This is a genomic window from Paenochrobactrum glaciei, from assembly GCF_039522165.1.
GTDB lineage: Bacteria > Pseudomonadota > Alphaproteobacteria > Rhizobiales > Rhizobiaceae > Paenochrobactrum > Paenochrobactrum glaciei.
In genome coordinates this window covers 120782-137555 of the sequence record NZ_BAAADE010000001.1, presented here as the reverse complement: position 1 = coordinate 137555, position 16774 = coordinate 120782, and the positions used below count along the sequence as shown (strand labels likewise).

At 48.8% G+C, this 16774-nt stretch carries 18 protein-coding genes and 4 tRNA genes; 12 read left to right on the top strand and 10 right to left on the bottom strand.

Annotated features, from left to right (window positions below; all coding sequences use genetic code 11):
- Positions 1-57: 57 nt before the first annotated feature.
- Positions 58-1092, bottom strand: coding sequence for a GTP 3',8-cyclase MoaA (gene moaA / locus ABDZ76_RS00715; RefSeq protein WP_343800063.1), 1035 nt, complete (start codon positions 1090-1092; stop codon positions 58-60).
- Positions 1093-1274: 182 nt separating this feature from the next.
- On the opposite strand from moaA, the gene ABDZ76_RS00710 reads away from it, so the two are divergent.
- Entirely contained in the window at positions 1275-1640 is a 366-nt protein-coding gene (locus ABDZ76_RS00710; RefSeq protein WP_184219900.1) for a gamma-butyrobetaine hydroxylase-like domain-containing protein, read from the top strand.
- 54 nt (positions 1641-1694) lie between these two features.
- Here the strand turns inward: ABDZ76_RS00710 and ABDZ76_RS00705 are convergent, their stop codons facing one another.
- Positions 1695-3314, bottom strand: a complete 1620-nt coding sequence (locus ABDZ76_RS00705) for a fumarate hydratase (RefSeq protein WP_343802850.1) — start codon at positions 3312-3314, stop codon at positions 1695-1697.
- A gap of 251 nt (positions 3315-3565) precedes the next feature.
- On the opposite strand from ABDZ76_RS00705, the gene ABDZ76_RS00700 reads away from it, so the two are divergent.
- On the top strand, positions 3566-5536 hold the full coding sequence (locus ABDZ76_RS00700; protein ID WP_343800059.1) for a L,D-transpeptidase family protein: 1971 nt from the start codon (positions 3566-3568) through the stop codon (positions 5534-5536).
- Between the two features lie 45 nt (positions 5537-5581).
- Here ABDZ76_RS00700 and ABDZ76_RS00695 read toward each other — a convergent pair whose 3' ends face one another.
- The gene (locus ABDZ76_RS00695) at positions 5582-5962 is read right to left on the bottom strand and encodes a BspC domain-containing protein (RefSeq protein WP_343800057.1); all 381 of its coding nucleotides are present in this window, start codon (positions 5960-5962) and stop codon (positions 5582-5584) included.
- A gap of 373 nt (positions 5963-6335) precedes the next feature.
- On the opposite strand from ABDZ76_RS00695, the gene rpsD reads away from it, so the two are divergent.
- The 5 genes from rpsD (at position 6336) to ABDZ76_RS00670 (ending at position 10725) form a co-directional block, all read left to right on the top strand.
- Positions 6336-6953 (top strand): 30S ribosomal protein S4, encoded by a 618-nt coding sequence (gene rpsD, locus ABDZ76_RS00690; protein WP_343800055.1) that lies wholly within the window; start codon positions 6336-6338, stop codon positions 6951-6953.
- A gap of 95 nt (positions 6954-7048) precedes the next feature.
- Positions 7049-7927, top strand: coding sequence for a tRNA 2-thiocytidine(32) synthetase TtcA (gene ttcA / locus ABDZ76_RS00685; protein ID WP_343800053.1), 879 nt, complete (start codon positions 7049-7051; stop codon positions 7925-7927).
- 14 nt (positions 7928-7941) lie between these two features.
- The gene (locus tag ABDZ76_RS00680; RefSeq protein WP_343800051.1) at positions 7942-8763 is read left to right on the top strand and encodes an inositol monophosphatase family protein; all 822 of its coding nucleotides are present in this window, start codon (positions 7942-7944) and stop codon (positions 8761-8763) included.
- Positions 8764-8841: 78 nt separating this feature from the next.
- Entirely contained in the window at positions 8842-10245 is a 1404-nt protein-coding gene (locus ABDZ76_RS00675) for an L-serine ammonia-lyase (RefSeq protein ID WP_343800049.1), read from the top strand.
- A 42-nt stretch (positions 10246-10287) separates the two neighbouring features.
- Positions 10288-10725, top strand: coding sequence for a DUF1489 family protein (locus ABDZ76_RS00670; protein ID WP_343800047.1), 438 nt, complete (start codon positions 10288-10290; stop codon positions 10723-10725).
- 37 nt (positions 10726-10762) lie between these two features.
- On the opposite strand, the gene ABDZ76_RS00665 is transcribed toward ABDZ76_RS00670, so the two are convergent.
- Together ABDZ76_RS00665 and ABDZ76_RS00660 are read right to left on the bottom strand one after the other, a co-directional pair.
- Positions 10763-11311, bottom strand: coding sequence for an RBBP9/YdeN family alpha/beta hydrolase (locus tag ABDZ76_RS00665; RefSeq protein WP_343800045.1), 549 nt, complete (start codon positions 11309-11311; stop codon positions 10763-10765).
- A gap of 226 nt (positions 11312-11537) precedes the next feature.
- On the bottom strand, positions 11538-11816 hold the full coding sequence (locus tag ABDZ76_RS00660) for a DUF4282 domain-containing protein (RefSeq protein ID WP_343800043.1): 279 nt from the start codon (positions 11814-11816) through the stop codon (positions 11538-11540).
- 303 nt (positions 11817-12119) lie between these two features.
- On the opposite strand from ABDZ76_RS00660, the gene pqqA reads away from it, so the two are divergent.
- From pqqA to pqqE, 5 genes are read left to right on the top strand one after another with little or no spacing between them, the layout of a single operon-like run.
- Positions 12120-12215, top strand: a complete 96-nt coding sequence (pqqA, locus tag ABDZ76_RS00655) for a pyrroloquinoline quinone precursor peptide PqqA (RefSeq protein ID WP_184219873.1) — start codon at positions 12120-12122, stop codon at positions 12213-12215.
- A gap of 44 nt (positions 12216-12259) precedes the next feature.
- Positions 12260-13165, top strand: coding sequence for a pyrroloquinoline quinone biosynthesis protein PqqB (gene pqqB, locus ABDZ76_RS00650; protein ID WP_374844496.1), 906 nt, complete (start codon positions 12260-12262; stop codon positions 13163-13165).
- Entirely contained in the window at positions 13162-13944 is a 783-nt protein-coding gene (pqqC, locus tag ABDZ76_RS00645) for a pyrroloquinoline-quinone synthase PqqC (protein WP_343800038.1), read from the top strand. The genes pqqB and pqqC overlap by 4 nt, the downstream gene beginning before the upstream one ends.
- Positions 13941-14234, top strand: a complete 294-nt coding sequence (gene pqqD / locus ABDZ76_RS00640) for a pyrroloquinoline quinone biosynthesis peptide chaperone PqqD (protein ID WP_184219865.1) — start codon at positions 13941-13943, stop codon at positions 14232-14234. The genes pqqC and pqqD overlap by 4 nt, the downstream gene beginning before the upstream one ends.
- The gene (pqqE, locus tag ABDZ76_RS00635) at positions 14231-15355 is read left to right on the top strand and encodes a pyrroloquinoline quinone biosynthesis protein PqqE (RefSeq protein ID WP_343800036.1); all 1125 of its coding nucleotides are present in this window, start codon (positions 14231-14233) and stop codon (positions 15353-15355) included. The genes pqqD and pqqE overlap by 4 nt, the downstream gene beginning before the upstream one ends.
- Before the next feature lie 265 nt (positions 15356-15620).
- Here pqqE and ABDZ76_RS00630 read toward each other — a convergent pair.
- The 5 genes from ABDZ76_RS00630 to ABDZ76_RS00610 form a co-directional block, all read right to left on the bottom strand.
- Positions 15621-15697: transfer RNA gene (locus tag ABDZ76_RS00630), tRNA-Pro, on the bottom strand.
- Between the two features lie 83 nt (positions 15698-15780).
- Positions 15781-15857: transfer RNA gene (locus ABDZ76_RS00625), tRNA-Arg, on the bottom strand.
- Between the two features lie 105 nt (positions 15858-15962).
- A complete protein-coding gene (locus tag ABDZ76_RS00620) occupies positions 15963-16268 on the bottom strand; it encodes an ETC complex I subunit (protein ID WP_343800034.1) in 306 nt (101 codons plus the stop codon).
- 32 nt (positions 16269-16300) lie between these two features.
- Positions 16301-16377, bottom strand: a tRNA-Pro gene (locus tag ABDZ76_RS00615).
- A 186-nt stretch (positions 16378-16563) separates the two neighbouring features.
- Positions 16564-16640: transfer RNA gene (locus tag ABDZ76_RS00610), tRNA-Pro, on the bottom strand.
- Positions 16641-16774: the final 134 nt, after the last annotated feature.

Genomic DNA, 16774 nt, shown 5'->3' with positions numbered 1-16774 from the left:
TTTATCATTATTATGAGTGTCGAAAGATGCAGAAATTTAATATGGTCGGCGCGAAACCTATCCGCCGGTCATGCTCATATGTCTGGATAGTGCAGGGCGCTGGTCGCGCCGGTCGATGATAAAATCATGCCCCTTGGGCTTACGGGAAATCGCTTCATCGATGGTGCGGCTGAGAAGTGCATTGCTTTCGGAGGCGCGAAGCGGCTCGCGCAAATCAGCTGCATCTTCCTGGCCTAAACACATGAACAGCGTGCCGGTGCAGGTAATGCGCACGCGATTGCAGCTTTCACAGAAATTATGGGTCAGCGGGGTAATAAAGCCAAGTTTGCCGCCGGTTTCTACAACCTTGTAATAGCGGGCAGGGCCGCCGGTGCGAAAGTCAAGCGGTTCCAACGTAAATTCCGATTGCAAATCTTGCCTGACCTTGGAGAGCGGCAGATATTGGTCGGTGCGATCAATATCAATCTCGCCGAGCGGCATGGTTTCAATCAGGGTCATATCCATGCCGCGCCCATGCGCCCATTGAAGCATGGATGGAATTTCAAACTCGTTAAAATCTTTCAGAGCGACCGTATTAAGCTTGACATGCAGTCCGGCTTCTAGGGCTGCATCAATGCCGTTGAGCACCTGCTCAAGCTTGCCCCAGCGGGTGATCTGTTGAAACTTATCATGGTCGAGCGTGTCGATGGAAACATTGATGCGCTGAACGCCGCATTCTTTCAGTTCTTGTGCAAAACGCGATAATTGCGAGCCATTGGTGGTAAGTGTAAGCTCTTCGAGTGCGCCGCTTTCTAAGTGGCGGGAAAGCTCACGAATAAGATGCATGATGTTTTTACGCATCAAAGGTTCACCGCCGGTAAGCCTTAGTTTTTTGACGCCTTTGGCGATAAATGTGCTGCAAAGGCGGTCTAATTCTTCCAGCGAGAGAAGGTCTTTGCGCGGCAGAAAGGTCATATGTTCTGCCATGCAATATGTGCAGCGAAAATCACATCTGTCTGTCACCGAAACGCGCAAATAATTGATCACCCGCTCAAACGGATCAATCATTGGCGCATAAGGCTCAAAATCAGCTGTTTTTTTCACGTCCTGCATTGAAAAGCTCATTATTATTATGTTTCGCCCTCATATCCAGAGATAAGGCTTCTAAGCTTCGCTGTCCAGCGATCAAAATGGTTTGATCATGACTTATAGCAAGTGCGTGCTATTGCCTTGTGATTGATGAGAATTGCGCGTAAATCTTGACGCACGAGCAAAGGCATTAAAGGAGCAGTTTTGTGAGTGATATCTGGCCGGTGGAGTTGCGGGTTTCACAAGACCGCACTGAGCTTAACATTAGCTTTGATAATGGCAGTTCTTATGTGCTCCGTGCAGAAATGTTGCGGGTTTTATCACCTTCCGCAGAAGTGCAGGGACACACGCCAGAACAACGCAAAACCATTGGTGGCAAGCGCAATGTAACGATCAGCCGGATTGAGCCGATTGGTAATTATGCTGTGCGTATTGTTTTTGATGACAGGCATGATAGCGGCTTGTTTACATGGAACTATCTGCACAAACTGGGTGCCGAGCATGATGCGCTTTGGCAGGCTTACTTGGCTGAATTGGCAGAAAAGGGCTTGTCACGCGATTCCCGATTTTAATGAAAAAAGCCGGAAATTTCTTTCCGGCTTTTTTGATACTTTTTTATAAAAATATTAGCTGAGGTTCAGCTCTTTAAAGAAGTCGTTGCCCTTGTCATCAATGACGATGAAAGCAGGGAAGTCGACAACCTCAATGCGCCAGATGGCTTCCATGCCGAGTTCCGGATATTCTACCACTTCGACTTTTTTGATGCAGTCTTGAGCAAGACGTGCGGCAGGGCCGCCGATGGAACCAAGATAGAAGCCGCCATGTTTGCCGCAAGCATCGCGCACCTGACGGGAGCGGTTGCCCTTGGCAAGCATAACCATGGAGCCGCCAAAAGACTGGAACTGGTCAACATAAGAATCCATACGTCCTGCCGTGGTCGGGCCAAATGATCCGGATGCATAGCCGGTTGGTGTCTTGGCAGGGCCTGCATAATAGATCGGATGGTTTTTGAAATATTCCGGCATGCTTTCGCCGTTTTCCAAGCGTTCACGGATTTTAGCATGTGCCAAATCGCGCGCAACAATGATGGAGCCGGAGAGAGAAAGCTGTGTCTTTACAGGATGTTGCGATAATTCTTTTAAAATTTGATCCATCGGCTGATTAAGATCAATTTTCACCACATGTGATGAAAGCTTTTCCTCATCAATCTCAGGCATATATTGTGCCGGATTGGTTTCCAGCTGCTCAAGGAAGATGCCTTCCTTGGTGATTTTAGCTTTTGCTTGACGGTCAGCCGAGCAGGAAACACCAAGGCCGATCGGCAGTGATGCGCCGTGACGTGGTAGACGGATGACGCGCACATCATGGCAGAAATATTTTCCGCCGAACTGCGCGCCCACACCAAGCGACTGGGTCAGTTTATGAATTTCTTTTTCCATTTCCAGATCGCGGAAAGCGTGGCCGGTTTCGGAACCTTCAGTTGGCAACTCATCCAGATAGCGCGTGGAGGCAAGCTTCACCGTTTTCAGGTTCATCTCGGCAGAGGTGCCACCGATAACAATCGCCAGATGGTAAGGCGGGCAGGCTGCGGTGCCGAGGGTCAGGATTTTCTCTTTCAGAAACTCGATCATCCGGTCATGAGTGAGAAGGGATGGCGTGCCCTGAAACAGGAATGTTTTATTGGCCGAGCCGCCGCCTTTGGCAACAAACAGGAACTTATAGGCATCGTCGCCTTCCTGATAAATGTCGATCTGTGCCGGCAGGTTGTTCTTGGTGTTCTTTTCTTCAAACATTGAAATCGGCGCAAGCTGGGAGTAGCGCAGATTTTTCTTGTTATAGGCATCCAAAACACCGGCGCCCAGGGCATCGGCATCGCCGCCCTCTGTCCAGACGCGACGGCCTTTTTTACCCATAATGATAGCCGTGCCGGTATCCTGACACATTGGCAGAATGCCGCCCGCAGCAATATTGGCGTTTTTCAAAAGGTCGTACGCCACGAAACGGTCATTGTCTGTGGCTTCCGGGTCTTCCAGAATATTAGCCAGCTGTTTGAGGTGGCTTGGGCGCAGCAGATGGTTGATGTCTGAAAAAGCGGCCTCTGACAAAAGGCGCAACCCTTCTTCTTCGACAGTCAGGATTTCTTGGCCTTTGAATGTTTCGACCGAAACATAATCGGATGTCAGTTTGCGATATTCAGTTTTGTCTTCACCGAGCGGAAAAAGATCGGCGGCGCTTAACTTAGCCATCATATACCTCACCTTATGCGCCTCATTATTAAACATCGAGGCTTTGCAATATGTGCCGCTTTTAGCCCGTCATGCCAAATAATCCACTGCGGCAGATTGCGCCTTCATGAAGAAGTGAACAAAAAAATCGTGGGTATATTTGTTGATGGGGCTTTTCTGTTAAACGTTTCTATACGGGATGAAACATAAAATAACGGATGTGGACTTACAGTGTTGCGCTGGCAAAATATGATGAAACAGGCAGGCATTTGATGATGAAGAATTATTCCCGACAGAAAATCTATCTGAAGCAATCGGTCGCAAGAGCGGGATTGTTGGCGGGCTTTATTGTTAGTGCATCCTTCTCGGTGACTGAAGTTCAAGCTGCCAACACTTTGATGGAGCTTTTCCAAAAGAAACAGGCTCCAGTGGTCGAGACAGTTCAGTCCGCGCCAAAGACACCTGCTGTCAGAAAAAACGCTCCTGCCAAACAAACCGCAAAGCCTGCAGTTGCTGCACCTGTCAAAGCAGTGAAAGTTTCCGGGCCTCAGATTTATGATTACAAGACTGATAAACTTGTTCGTATTGATTTTTCCAAGATTAATGAGCCGGTAACAAGTGCTGCGGCTGATGTGGCTTTGGTGAAAACTGCCAGCGAAACGCAGACCGATGCAACGCCTGTCGTCGAAGATAAGCTCTATAATGAGTTGAAAGGCTTTTTTGCCACGACACGTATTATGGCAGAAAAATCGATTGCTGAAGCTGTCGCTGATTTTTATATCAATCAGCAGCGCTTGCTTTGGGTGGATGAAAATGGCGCAACAGCGCGCGCTGAAAAACTCTTGGCATTTTTTGATAATGCCGATGAAGACGGCTTGAACCCTAAAGATTATGCGGTTGAAGAAATCGGTCTGACAACCGCTGACAGTAATGATGAGCGCTTGCAAAAACTTCTTAATTTTGAAGTCATGATGTCTGCCCGTGCAGTGCGCTATGCAATCGATGCTGGTGAGGGGCGTATTGTTGCCAATCGTTTGAGCGGTTTTCATGATCTGCCACGCAACCGCGTGCAAGCCGCTGATGTGCTGGCGGCTTTAAGCGATCAGGCTGATGCGGTCGGTTACCTTTCCAGTTTCCAACCGCAGAGCAAATGGTATCAAGCACTTAAAACCGAGCTTGGTAAACTGACGCCAGAAAACCAAGAAATCCGCATTGCCAGCGATGTGCTGATTAAGCCGGGGCAGGAAAATAGCGAGTTACGCAATGTCATTGCTGTTCTGTTGAAGAAAGCACCGGCGAGCTATTTGAATTCACATCAGAAAACTTTGCAGCAATATGCGCAAAGTGACAAATATGAGCCGGAACTTGTTGCGGCGATTAAAGATTATCAGACACTGACCGGCAATGCGGCTGATGGTGTTATTGGCCGCAGCACTGTTGCCGCGCTGCAAGGTGAGCTGACCTCAGTTAAGCGTGACCGTCTGATTTATTCGATGGAGCGCCTGCGCTGGTTGCCACATGAATTTGGTGATCGTTATGCTTTCATCAATCAGCCGGCTTATCGCGCATATTTTTATGATAAGGGCGAAGAAACGCAGGCGATGAATATTGTCATCGGTTCACGCGCCAATCAGACCTATTTCTTCTATAATAAAATTCAAACCGTGGTGTTTAACCCGTCATGGGGCGTGCCGCGTTCAATCATCGTCAATGAGATGCTGCCGAAAATCATGCGTGACAGCAGCTATCTCTCGCGCAATGGTTATGAAGTCTATAAGGATGGCAAAGTCATTCCGGCTTCCAGTGTCAATTGGTCAAGCGTTGCGGCGGGTAAATCCCATGTCGGTATCCGTCAAAAGCCAAGCCTTGATAATTCACTGGGCGAGTTGAAGATTTTATTCCCGAACAGTCATGATATTTATATGCATGACACACCGGCAAAATCTTACTTCAAACGCGATATGCGTGCGCTTAGCCATGGCTGTATTCGTTTGGAGCGGCCACGTGATATGGCTGCCGCAGTGTTGGGTAAAAGTGCCGAAGACCTGAAACCATATTTCGGCAAGAACGAGCGCGGTATTAAAGTGCCGGAGCCAATGCCGGTCTATGTGGCTTATTTTACGGCATGGCTGGATGAGGAAAGCGGTAAAATCCGCTATTATGATGATGTTTATGGTCGCGATGAAGGCTTGGAAAAAGCTTTCAATAAAACCAGCGCCAGCCGTAATGATGTGAGCGCTTAAAAAATAAGGCCGGAGCAAAAACTCCGGCCTTTTTTGTGTCCGGCTTTATTTGTCGAGCTCGATATTTGTCACAGCGCCGTTTTTCAACGTGCAATGCAAAGCAATATCCTGCCATTGGCTGGATGTACGGTTGCGCGCCTGACCATGCACCGTCAGCTCTGAGGCGGATGATTTGGCTTTTTTGATTTTCACTTTGGCAATACCATCTTGGGTGAAACCGAGGCGATCAAATTTTTTGCTCAGCTTTACCAGATCATAGCCGGTGGCAATGCAGGTGGCTGTATGGGGCTTGGCTTTTTGATCTTGGATAAGCGTTTTATAATTGCCGCTGAAGTCGGCGGATTTTTTAGGAGGAGCAGCCGCCACTGCGGCACTGCTGAAAAAAACAGAGAAGCCTAAACAAAGAATGATCTGCTGTTTATTCATTGAGAAAATCCTTATAGGAAATGATAATATAAATTAAATTACCGGTATAATGAGAGCGCAAATTGTGCTTTTTTTAAGTCGTTGCCCGTGGCAAGTGGTGTTGACTGAATTTGCTTGCTCATAAGTAGAGCCGTTAAGGTTGAAGATAATTCAGTGTCACCTTGACAAACCAGCCCTATCAAGACTAAAAGCCCGCTCAACATGAGTATCTCGGATTCTCGTGTTTCACAACGTGTCCCGTGGATAAAGACGCATTGCTTGCGCGCTTTGTCCTGTCAGTTTTTGAAATTCAAAAACAGAGGAGGGCGCGTTTCCTGAATTGGTATCTTCTTGTCAAAGCGGATACCACTTTGTTTATGTTGAAGGAAATGCGATGAGTAAGCGCGAAGCTTCCAAGTATAAAATTGACCGTCGTCTCGGCGAAAACATCTGGGGTCGTCCTAAATCCCCGGTAAACCGTCGTGAATACGGCCCAGGTCAGCACGGTCAGCGCCGTAAGGGTAAGCTGTCTGACTACGGCGTGCAGCTGCGCGCCAAGCAGAAGCTCAAAGGCTTCTACGGTGATATTTCCGAAAAGCAGTTCCGCAAAACCTATGAAGAAGCCGCTCGTCGTAAAGGCGATACCGGTGAAAACCTCATCGGCTTGCTGGAATCCCGTCTGGATGCGATCGTTTACCGTGCAAAATTTGTTCCGACAATTTTTGCTGCACGTCAGTTCATCAACCACGGTCACGTTAACGTAAACGGCCGTCGCGTAAACATTCAGTCATACCGCGCTAAAGCCGGTGACGTGATTGAAGTTCGCGAAAAGTCAAAGCAGCTCGTGATCGTTCTCGAAGCTGTTCAGCTGGCTGAACGTGATGTTCCTGATTATGTAGAAGTTGACCACAACAAAATGGTTGCAACTTTTGCTCGTGTTCCAACCCTTGCTGACGTACCTTACGCAGTTCAGATGGAACCAAATCTGGTTGTCGAATTCTATTCACGTTAATCTGAATTAGAATTTAAGAACTTAAAAAAGCCGCCCGAAGGTTTACCATCGGGCGGCTTTTTTGTATGAGAGTGGCGAACAATAAGAGGCCGGAAATGAGCGCCGTTGAAACCCTGATAAGCGACACAGATGTAACCGATGAAAGTGTATCGGCAGACGGATGTCATCCGCTGTTCCGCGATATTCCCTCGACAGTTGAATTCAACAAGTTGCGCAAAAGATTGCTGCGTCTGACGCGTCAGTCTTTGGATGATTTTTCCATGGTGACGCCGGGTGAGCGTTGGCTGGTCGGCCTTTCAGGCGGTAAGGATTCTTATGCACTCTTGGCGGTATTGCTGGAGCTGAAATGGCGCGGGCTGTTGCCTGTCGATATTCTGGCTTGCAATCTCGATCAGGGACAGCCGAATTTCCCTAAGCATATTCTGCCGGATTTCCTCAATAAATATGGTATCGCGCACCGGATTGAATATCAGGATACCTATTCGATCGTCACCGATAAAGTGCCTGAAAACCAGACTTATTGCGCGCTTTGCTCACGTCTGCGCCGCGGCAATCTTTACCGTGTGGCGCGTGAAGAAGGCTGTAGCGCATTGGTGCTTGGCCATCACCGCGAAGATATTCTCGAAACCTTCTTCATGAACTTGTTTCATGGTGGACGGCTGGCTTCGATGCCGCCGAAACTCGTTAATGATGAAGGTGATTTGAAAGTGCTGCGGCCGTTCTCTTATGTCGCAGAAGAAGATCTGGTCAAATTTGCCGATCTGATGCAATTTCCGATCATTCCGTGTGATTTGTGCGGTTCGCAGGATGGCTTACAACGCAATGCGATGAAGGCTATGCTGACCGACATTGAAAAGCGGATGCCGGGGCGTAAAGAAACGATGATCAGGGCATTGGGTAATATTCGCCCAAGCCATATGCTGGATCGTAACTTGTTTGATTTTGCAGGATTAATGATATCTTCGGATAAATAAAAAGGGTGAGGGCTGTGACGTTTAACGAGAATGAAATTGATTGGTTAGCAGGTGTTTTGGCGGATGCCGCAAAGGCTGAAATTATGCCGCGTTTCCGCAAACTTGATGCCGGTGATATCAAACAAAAAACCACAGCCTATGACCTTGTAACCGAAGCCGATATTAATGCGGAAAAATATATCACCCGCGTGCTGAGCGAAAAATATCCCGACGCGATTGTTTTGGGTGAAGAGGCCGTTTCAGCTGGTACGGCGCAGCTTGAAAGTTTGCATGATGCGGATCTGGCTTTTGTCATTGATCCGGTTGATGGTACCTATAATTTCGCCTCAGGGGTTCCGCTTTTCGGCGTGATGATGTCGGTGCTGGCAAAGGGTGAAACGGTTGCCGGTATTATCTATGACCCGATGGGGCAGGATTATATCATGGCGGTTCGCGGTGGCGGTGCCTATCATGTGCAGGCTGGCCATCACCGCGCGCTTAAAGTGGCGGCGGCTAAAGATGTATCGCAGATGCTGGGCTCTGTTTCCTGGCAATATATGCAGGAGCCGCTGCGCTCAAAAATTGCCGGTAATCAGGCCAAATTCATGTCGCAGATCGGCTATCGTTGTGCGGCGCACGAATATCGTTTGCTGGCTGACGGCCACGCGCATTTTGCCGTTTATAACAAGCTGATGCCTTGGGATCATTTGGCTGGTTCACTGATCCATGCCGAGGCTGGCGGCTATGCAGCGCGCTTTGATGGAAGCAACTATCTGCCGCAGCATGTTGATGGCGGTTTGATCGTTGCGCCGGATCAAGAAAGCTGGCATGCCATCAAAGCGACTTTATGGTCATGATAATGCATGTGCCATGCTTGAAGTGCGGCGTGATGCATCTCATCTGTAGCTAAGTTACGAATTTTCTGGGCATTATTGATGTTTTTATCCGTCTTTGATCTTTATAAAATCGGCATTGGCCCGTCCAGCTCCCATACAATGGGGCCGATGACGGCTGCGAATATGTTTTTGCTCGAGGTGCGCGACGGAGAGTGGCCGCGGCCGACTCAAACAAAAGTTCATCGCCTGAAAGCCTATATGCATGGCTCGCTTGCTTTCACGGGCGTTGGTCACGCAACCGACCGCGCGGTGATTTTGGGGCTTTGCGGCAATGTGCCGGATCAGATCGATCCTGACGAGATGGAAGCCCAGCTTCAGCGTGTCAAAAAAGAGAAAAAGCTGAATGCGCCCGGCCATCCGGTCTATGCTTTTGATCCGGCGGTTGATCTGGTGCTGGAGCGTAAAATTCCGCTGCCAGGTCATGCTAATGGTATGGCTTTTGAAGCGCTGGATAAAAACGACCGTGTTTTGCTGCGCCGGATTTATTATTCGGTGGGTGGTGGCTTTGTTGTGACTGCTGAAGAGCTTGAACAAATGAAAAGCTCTAAGGGCAAAAAAGCCGCGCCAAGCAATGTGCCTTATCCGTTTAACAATGCGGCAGAAATGCTCAAAATGGCGGATAAGAGCGGCTTGTCCATTGCTGAGATGAAGCGCAAAAATGAAGAAACCCGCATGTCGGCTGAAGAGCTTGATGCGGGGCTTGATAAAATATGGGGCGCGATGCGCTCCTGTATTGATCGCGGTTTAAATAATGAAGGCATCATGCCGGGTGGCTTGAATGTGCCGCGCCGTGCCCGCCACATTAATGATAAATTGCAGGATGAATGGCGTAACAACCGCCATAATCCGCTTCTCGCTAATGACTGGCTTTCGGTTTATGCAATGGCTGTTAACGAGGAAAACGCCTCCGGCAGCCGTGTGGTGACTGCGCCAACCAATGGTGCTGCGGGTGTTGTTCCGGCAGTGCTGCGCTATTTCCTGCATTTCCATGAAGATGCAACGGAAAAAGACATTCGCGATTTCCTGCTCACTTCCGCAGCCGTTGGCGGCATTATCAAGCATAATGCATCAATTTCAGGGGCTGAAGTTGGTTGTCAGGGTGAGGTGGGCTCTGCCTCCGCGATGGCAGCAGCGGGTATGGCAGCCGTGATGGGCGGCACGCCTCAACAGATTGAAAATGCCGCGGAAATCGCGCTTGAGCATCATCTTGGCATGACATGCGATCCGGTTGCGGGTCTTGTGCAGGTGCCATGCATTGAGCGCAATGCGCTTGGTGCGGTCAAAGCCGTGACGGCTGCCTCATTGGCGATGAAGGGCGATGGCAAGCATTTTGTGCCGCTTGATGCCTGTATTGAAACCATGCGTCAGACCGGCAATGATATGAATGAGCGCTATAAAGAAACCAGTCTTGGTGGTTTGGCTGTTAATGTGGTGGAGTGCTAAGCCTCAATTGCGATCATCGTAATGAGCAGATAGACTGACGATATGGCATTAAATCTGGTTAAATTATGTGTCGGCTGCGACAGTATCGAAACGCTTGCGGCGTGGATTGATTTCCGGCTGGAAGAAAAGCGCGCAGCTGGCTTGCTGCCGGAGCAGTTTCACACCACGCGTATGGTTCCCAAGCGTGTGGAGGAGCTGCTTGCTGGCGGTTCGCTTTATTGGGTGATTAAAGGCAATATTCAGTGTCGTCAGCGTTTGCTGGAAATTCGTACATTTACTGATGATGAAGGCATTAACCGCTGCCATCTGGTGCTGGAGCCGAAAATTATCCCGACAGAATGGCAGCCGCGTCGTGCATTTCAGGGCTGGCGCTATTTAAGTGCTGAAGATGCGCCATTGGATGAGGCTGCCGGTAAAAGCGGTCGTGCAGCCCTGCCAGCAGAACTCAGACGAGAGCTGGCAGAGCTTGGTTTGCTTTAATTCACCAAATTAAATTTGCCCGGTTAAATCTGCCCGATTAGATTTGATTTAGGAATTGGGCAAAAACCATTGATCCTTCCGGCCAAGGGCCGTGGCCGCTATCTGTATTCAGGTGGCCGGCTTCACCGGCATCCAGCAGTAATGCGCCCCAATCATTGACGATCGCTTCAGCCGTTTCATAATCCGAAAACGGATCATTGCGGCTGACGACAACCAATGTCGGGAAGGGCAGACGTTCACGCGGATAAGGGCCGAATGTCATCAGGTGGCGCGGGCGAATATTTTCGTTAGCGACATCCGGAGGTGCTACAAAAAACGCACCGACGACCTTGTCTTTGATCTGTGGAATAGCGTGAATAGCTGCAGCCACGCCAAGCGAATGCGCAACCAGCACAACCGGCTTTTCGGCAGCTTCCACAGCCTTAACGATTTCTTCAACCCAGTCTTCACGAACCGGCTTTGACCATTCTTTTTGCTCGACGCGGCGCGCGGTGGAAAGCCTTTGCTCCCAACGGGACTGCCAATGGTCAGGGCCGGAATTGGTATAGCCGGGGATAATGAGAATTTCGACGTCTTTAACTTTCATATTATGCCGTTCTTTTCATTCACGTCTTTATCAGCGCATGTGCTTAGAGGATTGGTTTGAATGCTTATTGCGTCACAGCTGACGATATTCAAGCCGTTTTGTCATAGATGGTGCGGACGGGCGATAAACGAAAGTGTTTGCTGGTAAAATATAAGATTAATTGATGATCAACAGTTGGTGACAAGAATTAATTCTAAACCTTGTCACCAACTGTTGCTGTAACTGATTAATTGCGTGGCAGACGATCTCTGATTTCAGTCAGACGATCATAAATGCGGAAGGAAAGCATGATACCTTCGCACATCACGCGCCAGAAAATTAGACCAACAACGAAAAATACAATCGCGCCCAGAACCTGCACAACGCCGCGACCCATATAGCTGAATGCTGAGAGGATCATCATTAGCGAAATAAGCGCGATACCGGCATTACCGATCCAGTAAACAACCTTGATAAGGGTTGGGGTCAGAAATTTATCAAAGCTGGTCATATCTTGAATATTCAATTGAGTTGCGCCTCCTGATGCGCCTGTGTTGTTTTGTAAGCTGAGTAATATCGGCTGATAGCATGATTATCCGACACTAATAATAAGTTGCGCCGGTACAATTATCATTATTGCTAAAGTCCACAATTAATCAGTGCAATAAATCATAGCTGCATGCTGATTGCTCATAAGGAGGGCTGCTTTTTCACGCTTATGTGTGTGGAAGGCTAAAAAAGACTTGAAACAGCACTTTCTAAAAAAGCGTAAGTCCTTTAATATAAAGGTGTACTACCTATGTTTGTTAATTTAGATGGGATGAAAAACATGTCTTGGCATGCACCTCTGTTTGTTGAAGTCAGCTGCGCAATGGAAATCTGCCGTTATGCAGCCGGTGACGGTGATGAACCAGTTCTGTTCTAAGTAACAGGAGAGAAATTCTCAATGTTAAGCATTGAAATTTGATCATGACGACGTTTCGTTCGATCGTGATCGGGGCCGCTGCTGGCGGCGGCCTCCCTCAATGGAATTGCGGCTGCGAAAATTGCCGGTTAGCGCGCTTGCCCTCAGGAGAGGGAATTCCTCCACAAACACAATCCTCACTCGCGGTAACATCTGACGGTGAAAACTGGGCGCTTCTCAATGCTTCTCCTGATATCAGGCAGCAATTGATTGATACGCCTGCACTGCATCCGCGCAGCTTACGTGATAATCCGGTTAAGACCGTGCTTCTCACCAATGGCGATCTGGATCACATTGCCGGGCTTTTGACCCTGCGTGAGAAACAAGCTTTCCGTTTGGTGATGACGGCGGCTATCCGCGATGTTATTGCTGAAAATCCGATTTTCCGTGCGCTTGATCCTGCTTTCGTAACACAGGAAATTATTGCACTTAACGAGAGTTTTACGCTCGTACCGGGCATTACTGCCAAGCTTTTTGCCGTTCCGGGTAAGGTGCCTCTCTTTATGGAGGGGGAGCACGTTGATACGGAATTGGAAGGCGAGCAAACCGTTGGTGTTGAAATGCTGACGGATGACCATCGGATTTATTATATTCCGGGCTGTGCGGTTGTGCGCGATGATCTTTTAAAACGCATTGACGGTGCCGATATTCTTTATTTTGACGGCACTTTGTTCAGTGATGATGAAATGCTGCAATCCGGCACTGGTGTAAAAACCGGCAAGCGGATGGGGCATATTTCGATTTCCGGTGATGATGGCAGCCTGAAGATTTTGGGCGATGTCGCTGTCACCCGTAAAGTTTACGTCCACCTTAATAATACAAACCCGGTCTGGCGCGATGGCGCAGAGCGCAAACTTGTCGAAGACAGCGGGTTTGAAATTGCCTTTGACGGCAAGGAGATTTGTCTATGAAACCGGCTGCAAGCAAAGAAGATTTTCACGCAAGGCTGCTGGCAATCGGGCAGGAGCGTTATCATGACAAGCATCCGTTTCATGTGCGCTTGCATGGCGGTGAAAGCACCATCACGGAAGTGCGTGCATGGGTGATCAACCGCTATTGCTATCAGAGCAGCATTCCGATGAAGGATGCAGCATTTCTGTCGCGCTGTGAGGATGTGAACATGCGCCGTGCGTGGCGTTCACGCATTGAAGATCACGATGGCGGTATGCACGAAGGCGGTGGCATCCGCCGCTGGCTGAAATTGGCTGAAGCTGTTGGTCTGGACGCAGATTATGTAGCTTCCGGCAAAGGTATTTTGGCAGGCACCCGCTTTGCTGTTGGTGCTTATGTGCATTATGTACGCGATAAGCCATTGCTTGATGCTGTTGCTTCATCCTTGACCGAATTATTCGCGCCGAAAATTCATAAAGACCGTATTGCTGGTTTGTTGCAGCATTATGCTTTTGCTGATGACAATGCTTTGTCTTATTTCCGTCAGCGTTTGAATGAAGCGCCGGTCGATGTGGAATATGGCTTGGCTTATGTGATGGAACATGCCGACACATTGGAAAAACAGGATGCTGTTGCGGCAGCACTGACCTTTAAAACTGATGTATTGTGGTCGCAGCTGGATGCGCTTTATTTGGCCTATGTTGCACCGGGTATGATTCCGCCAGGCGCATGGGACGGCAAAGAAGGCGTGAATGCTGAATGGGATAAGGCACTGGCTGCAAAGAAAGTTTCAGCATGAGTGACAGTGTAACTATTCTGGCGTCGAATATTGTCAAGCTTGCGCGCGGTGTGCGCCTGCGGGTTGATGATGTGCGCGGACAAACTGTTTTGCTGGCACCTGAACGTGCGATGGCAGTTGATGAGATTGCCGTAACCATCGTGAATGCTTTGGATGGCGTACGTTCAATCGATGCTATTTGCGACCAGTTCGCGACAGATTACAATGCGCCGCGCGACCAGATTGGTGGCGATGTGCTGAAATTTGTTCAGGAACTGGCCAATCGTCGTATGATTGAGGTTGTGGAATGACTGCCACTAATTTGGCGGTAAATGCTGCTCAAAAAAAGCTTGCGCCGCCGCCAATGGCATTACTTGCCGAACTGACCCATCGTTGTCCGCTTTCCTGTCCTTATTGCTCCAATCCGTTGGAGCTGATTGGCGTGAAAAAGGAGCTTTCGACGGAAGAATGGATTGAAACTTTTCGTCAGGCTGCCAAAATGGGTGTCCTGCATCTGCATCTGTCCGGTGGTGAACCGGCAGCACGGCGTGATTTGCTGGAGCTGACCAAAGCGGCGGTCGATATTGGTCTTTATACCAATCTGATCACATCCGGCATTGGCCTCAACGAACAGCGTGTAAAAGCGCTGGGTGAGGCGGGGCTGGATCACGTCCAGCTTTCCATTCAGGGCACAGATGCTGTCTCTGCTGATCGTGTCGGTGGTTATAAAGGCGGTTTTGACCGCAAAATGGCTGTTGCCAAATGGGTTGGTGATGCCGGTATTCCGCTGACTGTGAATGCTGTCTGCCACAAGCAGAATATGGAGCAGCTCAATGACATGCTGGAGCTCGCCATTGCTCTTGGTGCGCGCCGTATTGAAATTGCGACGGTGCAGTTTCATGGTTGGGCAGAAAAAAACAAAGCTGCATTACTGCCAACGCGTGAACAGGTCGCATTTGCCAATAAAACCGTGGCAGAGGCGCGCAAACGGCTGGAAGGCCGTCTGGTGATCGATTATGTCCCGGCTGACTATTATTCGTCTTATCCTAAAGCCTGTATGGGCGGCTGGGGACGTATTGGTTTGAATGTCACGCCGGATGGACGTGTGTTGCCATGCCATGCGGCAGAAACAATCCCGTCATTGAGTTTTGATAATATCAAAGATAAAGCGCTGGCGGATATCTGGTATCATGGCGATGCGTTCAACGCTTATCGCGGTGATGACTGGATGCCGGACCTGTGCCGTACATGCGACCGTAAAGAAATTGATTTCGGCGGTTGCCGCTGTCAGGCAATGGCGATTGCAGGGGATGCAAGTGCGACAGATCCTGTCTGTGTGCGTTCACCACTGCGCGATTTGGTAACTTCGATGGCGGAAGAAAATTCAAAGGCACCTGTGCCGGAAAGCTTCACCTACCGAACTTTTGCTTAACGGCATTATCGCTGATTAATAAAAAAAAGCAGGGAAACAAAACAGTTTCTCCTGCTTTTTTTATGCGCTAATCGAGTGTAAAACATCGCTTTATTTGTCTTTATTGCGTCGTCGATAGCCTGCATTACTTGCAGTAATTGTATGGTTTTATTCATTTTAGCTAGAATAGCTTATATATGCGCGTATAAGAAATACGACAGCATCACACGGGTGTCTTATTGTCCCAAGCTTTTCTAGTTGAGGATTTCATTTCTCTTAGAGATAATGGTCGGAGCGGCGGGATTCGAACCCACGACCCCTTGACCCCCAGTCAAGTGCGCTACCTGGCTGCGCTACGCTCCGAACCTATATAAGCCTTTAGGATATATAATGTTTTTAAGCAAGTGGGCTACTATTCGTAAGCCTTGAATACATATGGGGTATAATGGCGATCCCGACAGGATTCGAACCTGTGACCGTCGGCTTAGAAGGCCGGTGCTCTATCCAGCTGAGCTACGGGACCAAATTGGTAAATCTGTTCAAACTTATGTGCGCAAATACACATAAATGCAAGGTGAGTCTTGCTGCCATCCTATTATTTCAAAAGGATTTTATGATCCTGTTAAAATTAATGGGTCCAAGGCTGCAAGCGGTCTGAGCGGAAATTGTCCGAATAGGAGACCTGACGACGCTTGGCTTCATTCGGTTCGAAAACACGATAAGCAATGCCGTTACGAGTCGCATAAGCGATGGCATCTTCTTTGGTTTCGAACTTAAGACGCACTTGGCTCTGCATATCGCGGCCAGAGGTATAGCCCATCAAAGGTTCAACAATACGAGGAGATTGTGGTTCGTAGTCAAGAAACCATGTTTCTGACTTGGCCTTGCCCGATTGCATGGCTGTTTTTGCAGGGCGATAAATACGTGCGACCATGTGGAGAACCTTGCTATCCGCTTTTTTTGTAATGGTCGGAGCGGCAGGATTCGAACCTGCGACCCCCTGATCCCAAATCAGGTGCGCTACCAGACTGCGCTACGCTCCGCTATCTTGCGAATGACTGTGTTAATAAGGGCTAGTCTGACACTTTGCAAGCCCTAAATCTATCTTTTAAAAGAAAAATTATCTTTTTAAGGTGCTGAATTCACAAAATAATATAGCACAGCTGCAATGGCTTGCACTGTGTCATTTGATCAAATTTTATAAGGAGAAATCCGCTTCATCTTAGTGATGGTCGGAGCGGCAGGATTCGAACCTGCGACCCCCTGATCCCAAATCAGGTGCGCTACCAGACTGCGCTACGCTCCGCTATCTTGCGAATGACGGCTTAATAAGCGCTTGTTTCGCAGTTGGCAAGTCCTGAATCCGGCTTTTAAAAGAAAAAATGTCAGTTTTTTCACAAAGCCAGCTTTGCAGGGCATTTTTCGTCTCTCTTCCGCTGC

Excerpts from the sequence above, each read along its gene's own strand:
- ABDZ76_RS00670 (WP_343800047.1), top strand. The coding sequence starts at position 10,288 with ATGGCATTAAATCTGGTTAAATTATGTGTCGGCTGCGACAGTATCGAA.
- pqqE (WP_343800036.1), top strand. The coding sequence starts at position 14,231 with ATGACTGCCACTAATTTGGCGGTAAATGCTGCTCAAAAAAAGCTTGCG.
- ABDZ76_RS00675 (WP_343800049.1), top strand. The coding sequence starts at position 8,842 with ATGTTTTTATCCGTCTTTGATCTTTATAAAATCGGCATTGGCCCGTCC.
- pqqA (WP_184219873.1), top strand. The coding sequence starts at position 12,120 with ATGTCTTGGCATGCACCTCTGTTTGTTGAAGTCAGCTGCGCAATGGAA.
- ABDZ76_RS00695 (WP_343800057.1), bottom strand. The coding sequence starts at position 5,962 with ATGAATAAACAGCAGATCATTCTTTGTTTAGGCTTCTCTGTTTTTTTC.
- ABDZ76_RS00620 (WP_343800034.1), bottom strand. The coding sequence starts at position 16,268 with ATGGTCGCACGTATTTATCGCCCTGCAAAAACAGCCATGCAATCGGGC.
- moaA (WP_343800063.1), bottom strand. The coding sequence starts at position 1,092 with ATGCAGGACGTGAAAAAAACAGCTGATTTTGAGCCTTATGCGCCAATG.
- ABDZ76_RS00700 (WP_343800059.1), top strand. The coding sequence starts at position 3,566 with ATGATGAAGAATTATTCCCGACAGAAAATCTATCTGAAGCAATCGGTC.
- pqqD (WP_184219865.1), top strand. The coding sequence starts at position 13,941 with ATGAGTGACAGTGTAACTATTCTGGCGTCGAATATTGTCAAGCTTGCG.
- pqqB (WP_374844496.1), top strand. The coding sequence starts at position 12,260 with ATGACGACGTTTCGTTCGATCGTGATCGGGGCCGCTGCTGGCGGCGGC.
- ABDZ76_RS00705 (WP_343802850.1), bottom strand. The coding sequence starts at position 3,314 with ATGGCTAAGTTAAGCGCCGCCGATCTTTTTCCGCTCGGTGAAGACAAA.
- ABDZ76_RS00665 (WP_343800045.1), bottom strand. The coding sequence starts at position 11,311 with ATGAAAGTTAAAGACGTCGAAATTCTCATTATCCCCGGCTATACCAAT.
- ttcA (WP_343800053.1), top strand. The coding sequence starts at position 7,049 with ATGAGCGCCGTTGAAACCCTGATAAGCGACACAGATGTAACCGATGAA.
- rpsD (WP_343800055.1), top strand. The coding sequence starts at position 6,336 with ATGAGTAAGCGCGAAGCTTCCAAGTATAAAATTGACCGTCGTCTCGGC.
- pqqC (WP_343800038.1), top strand. The coding sequence starts at position 13,162 with ATGAAACCGGCTGCAAGCAAAGAAGATTTTCACGCAAGGCTGCTGGCA.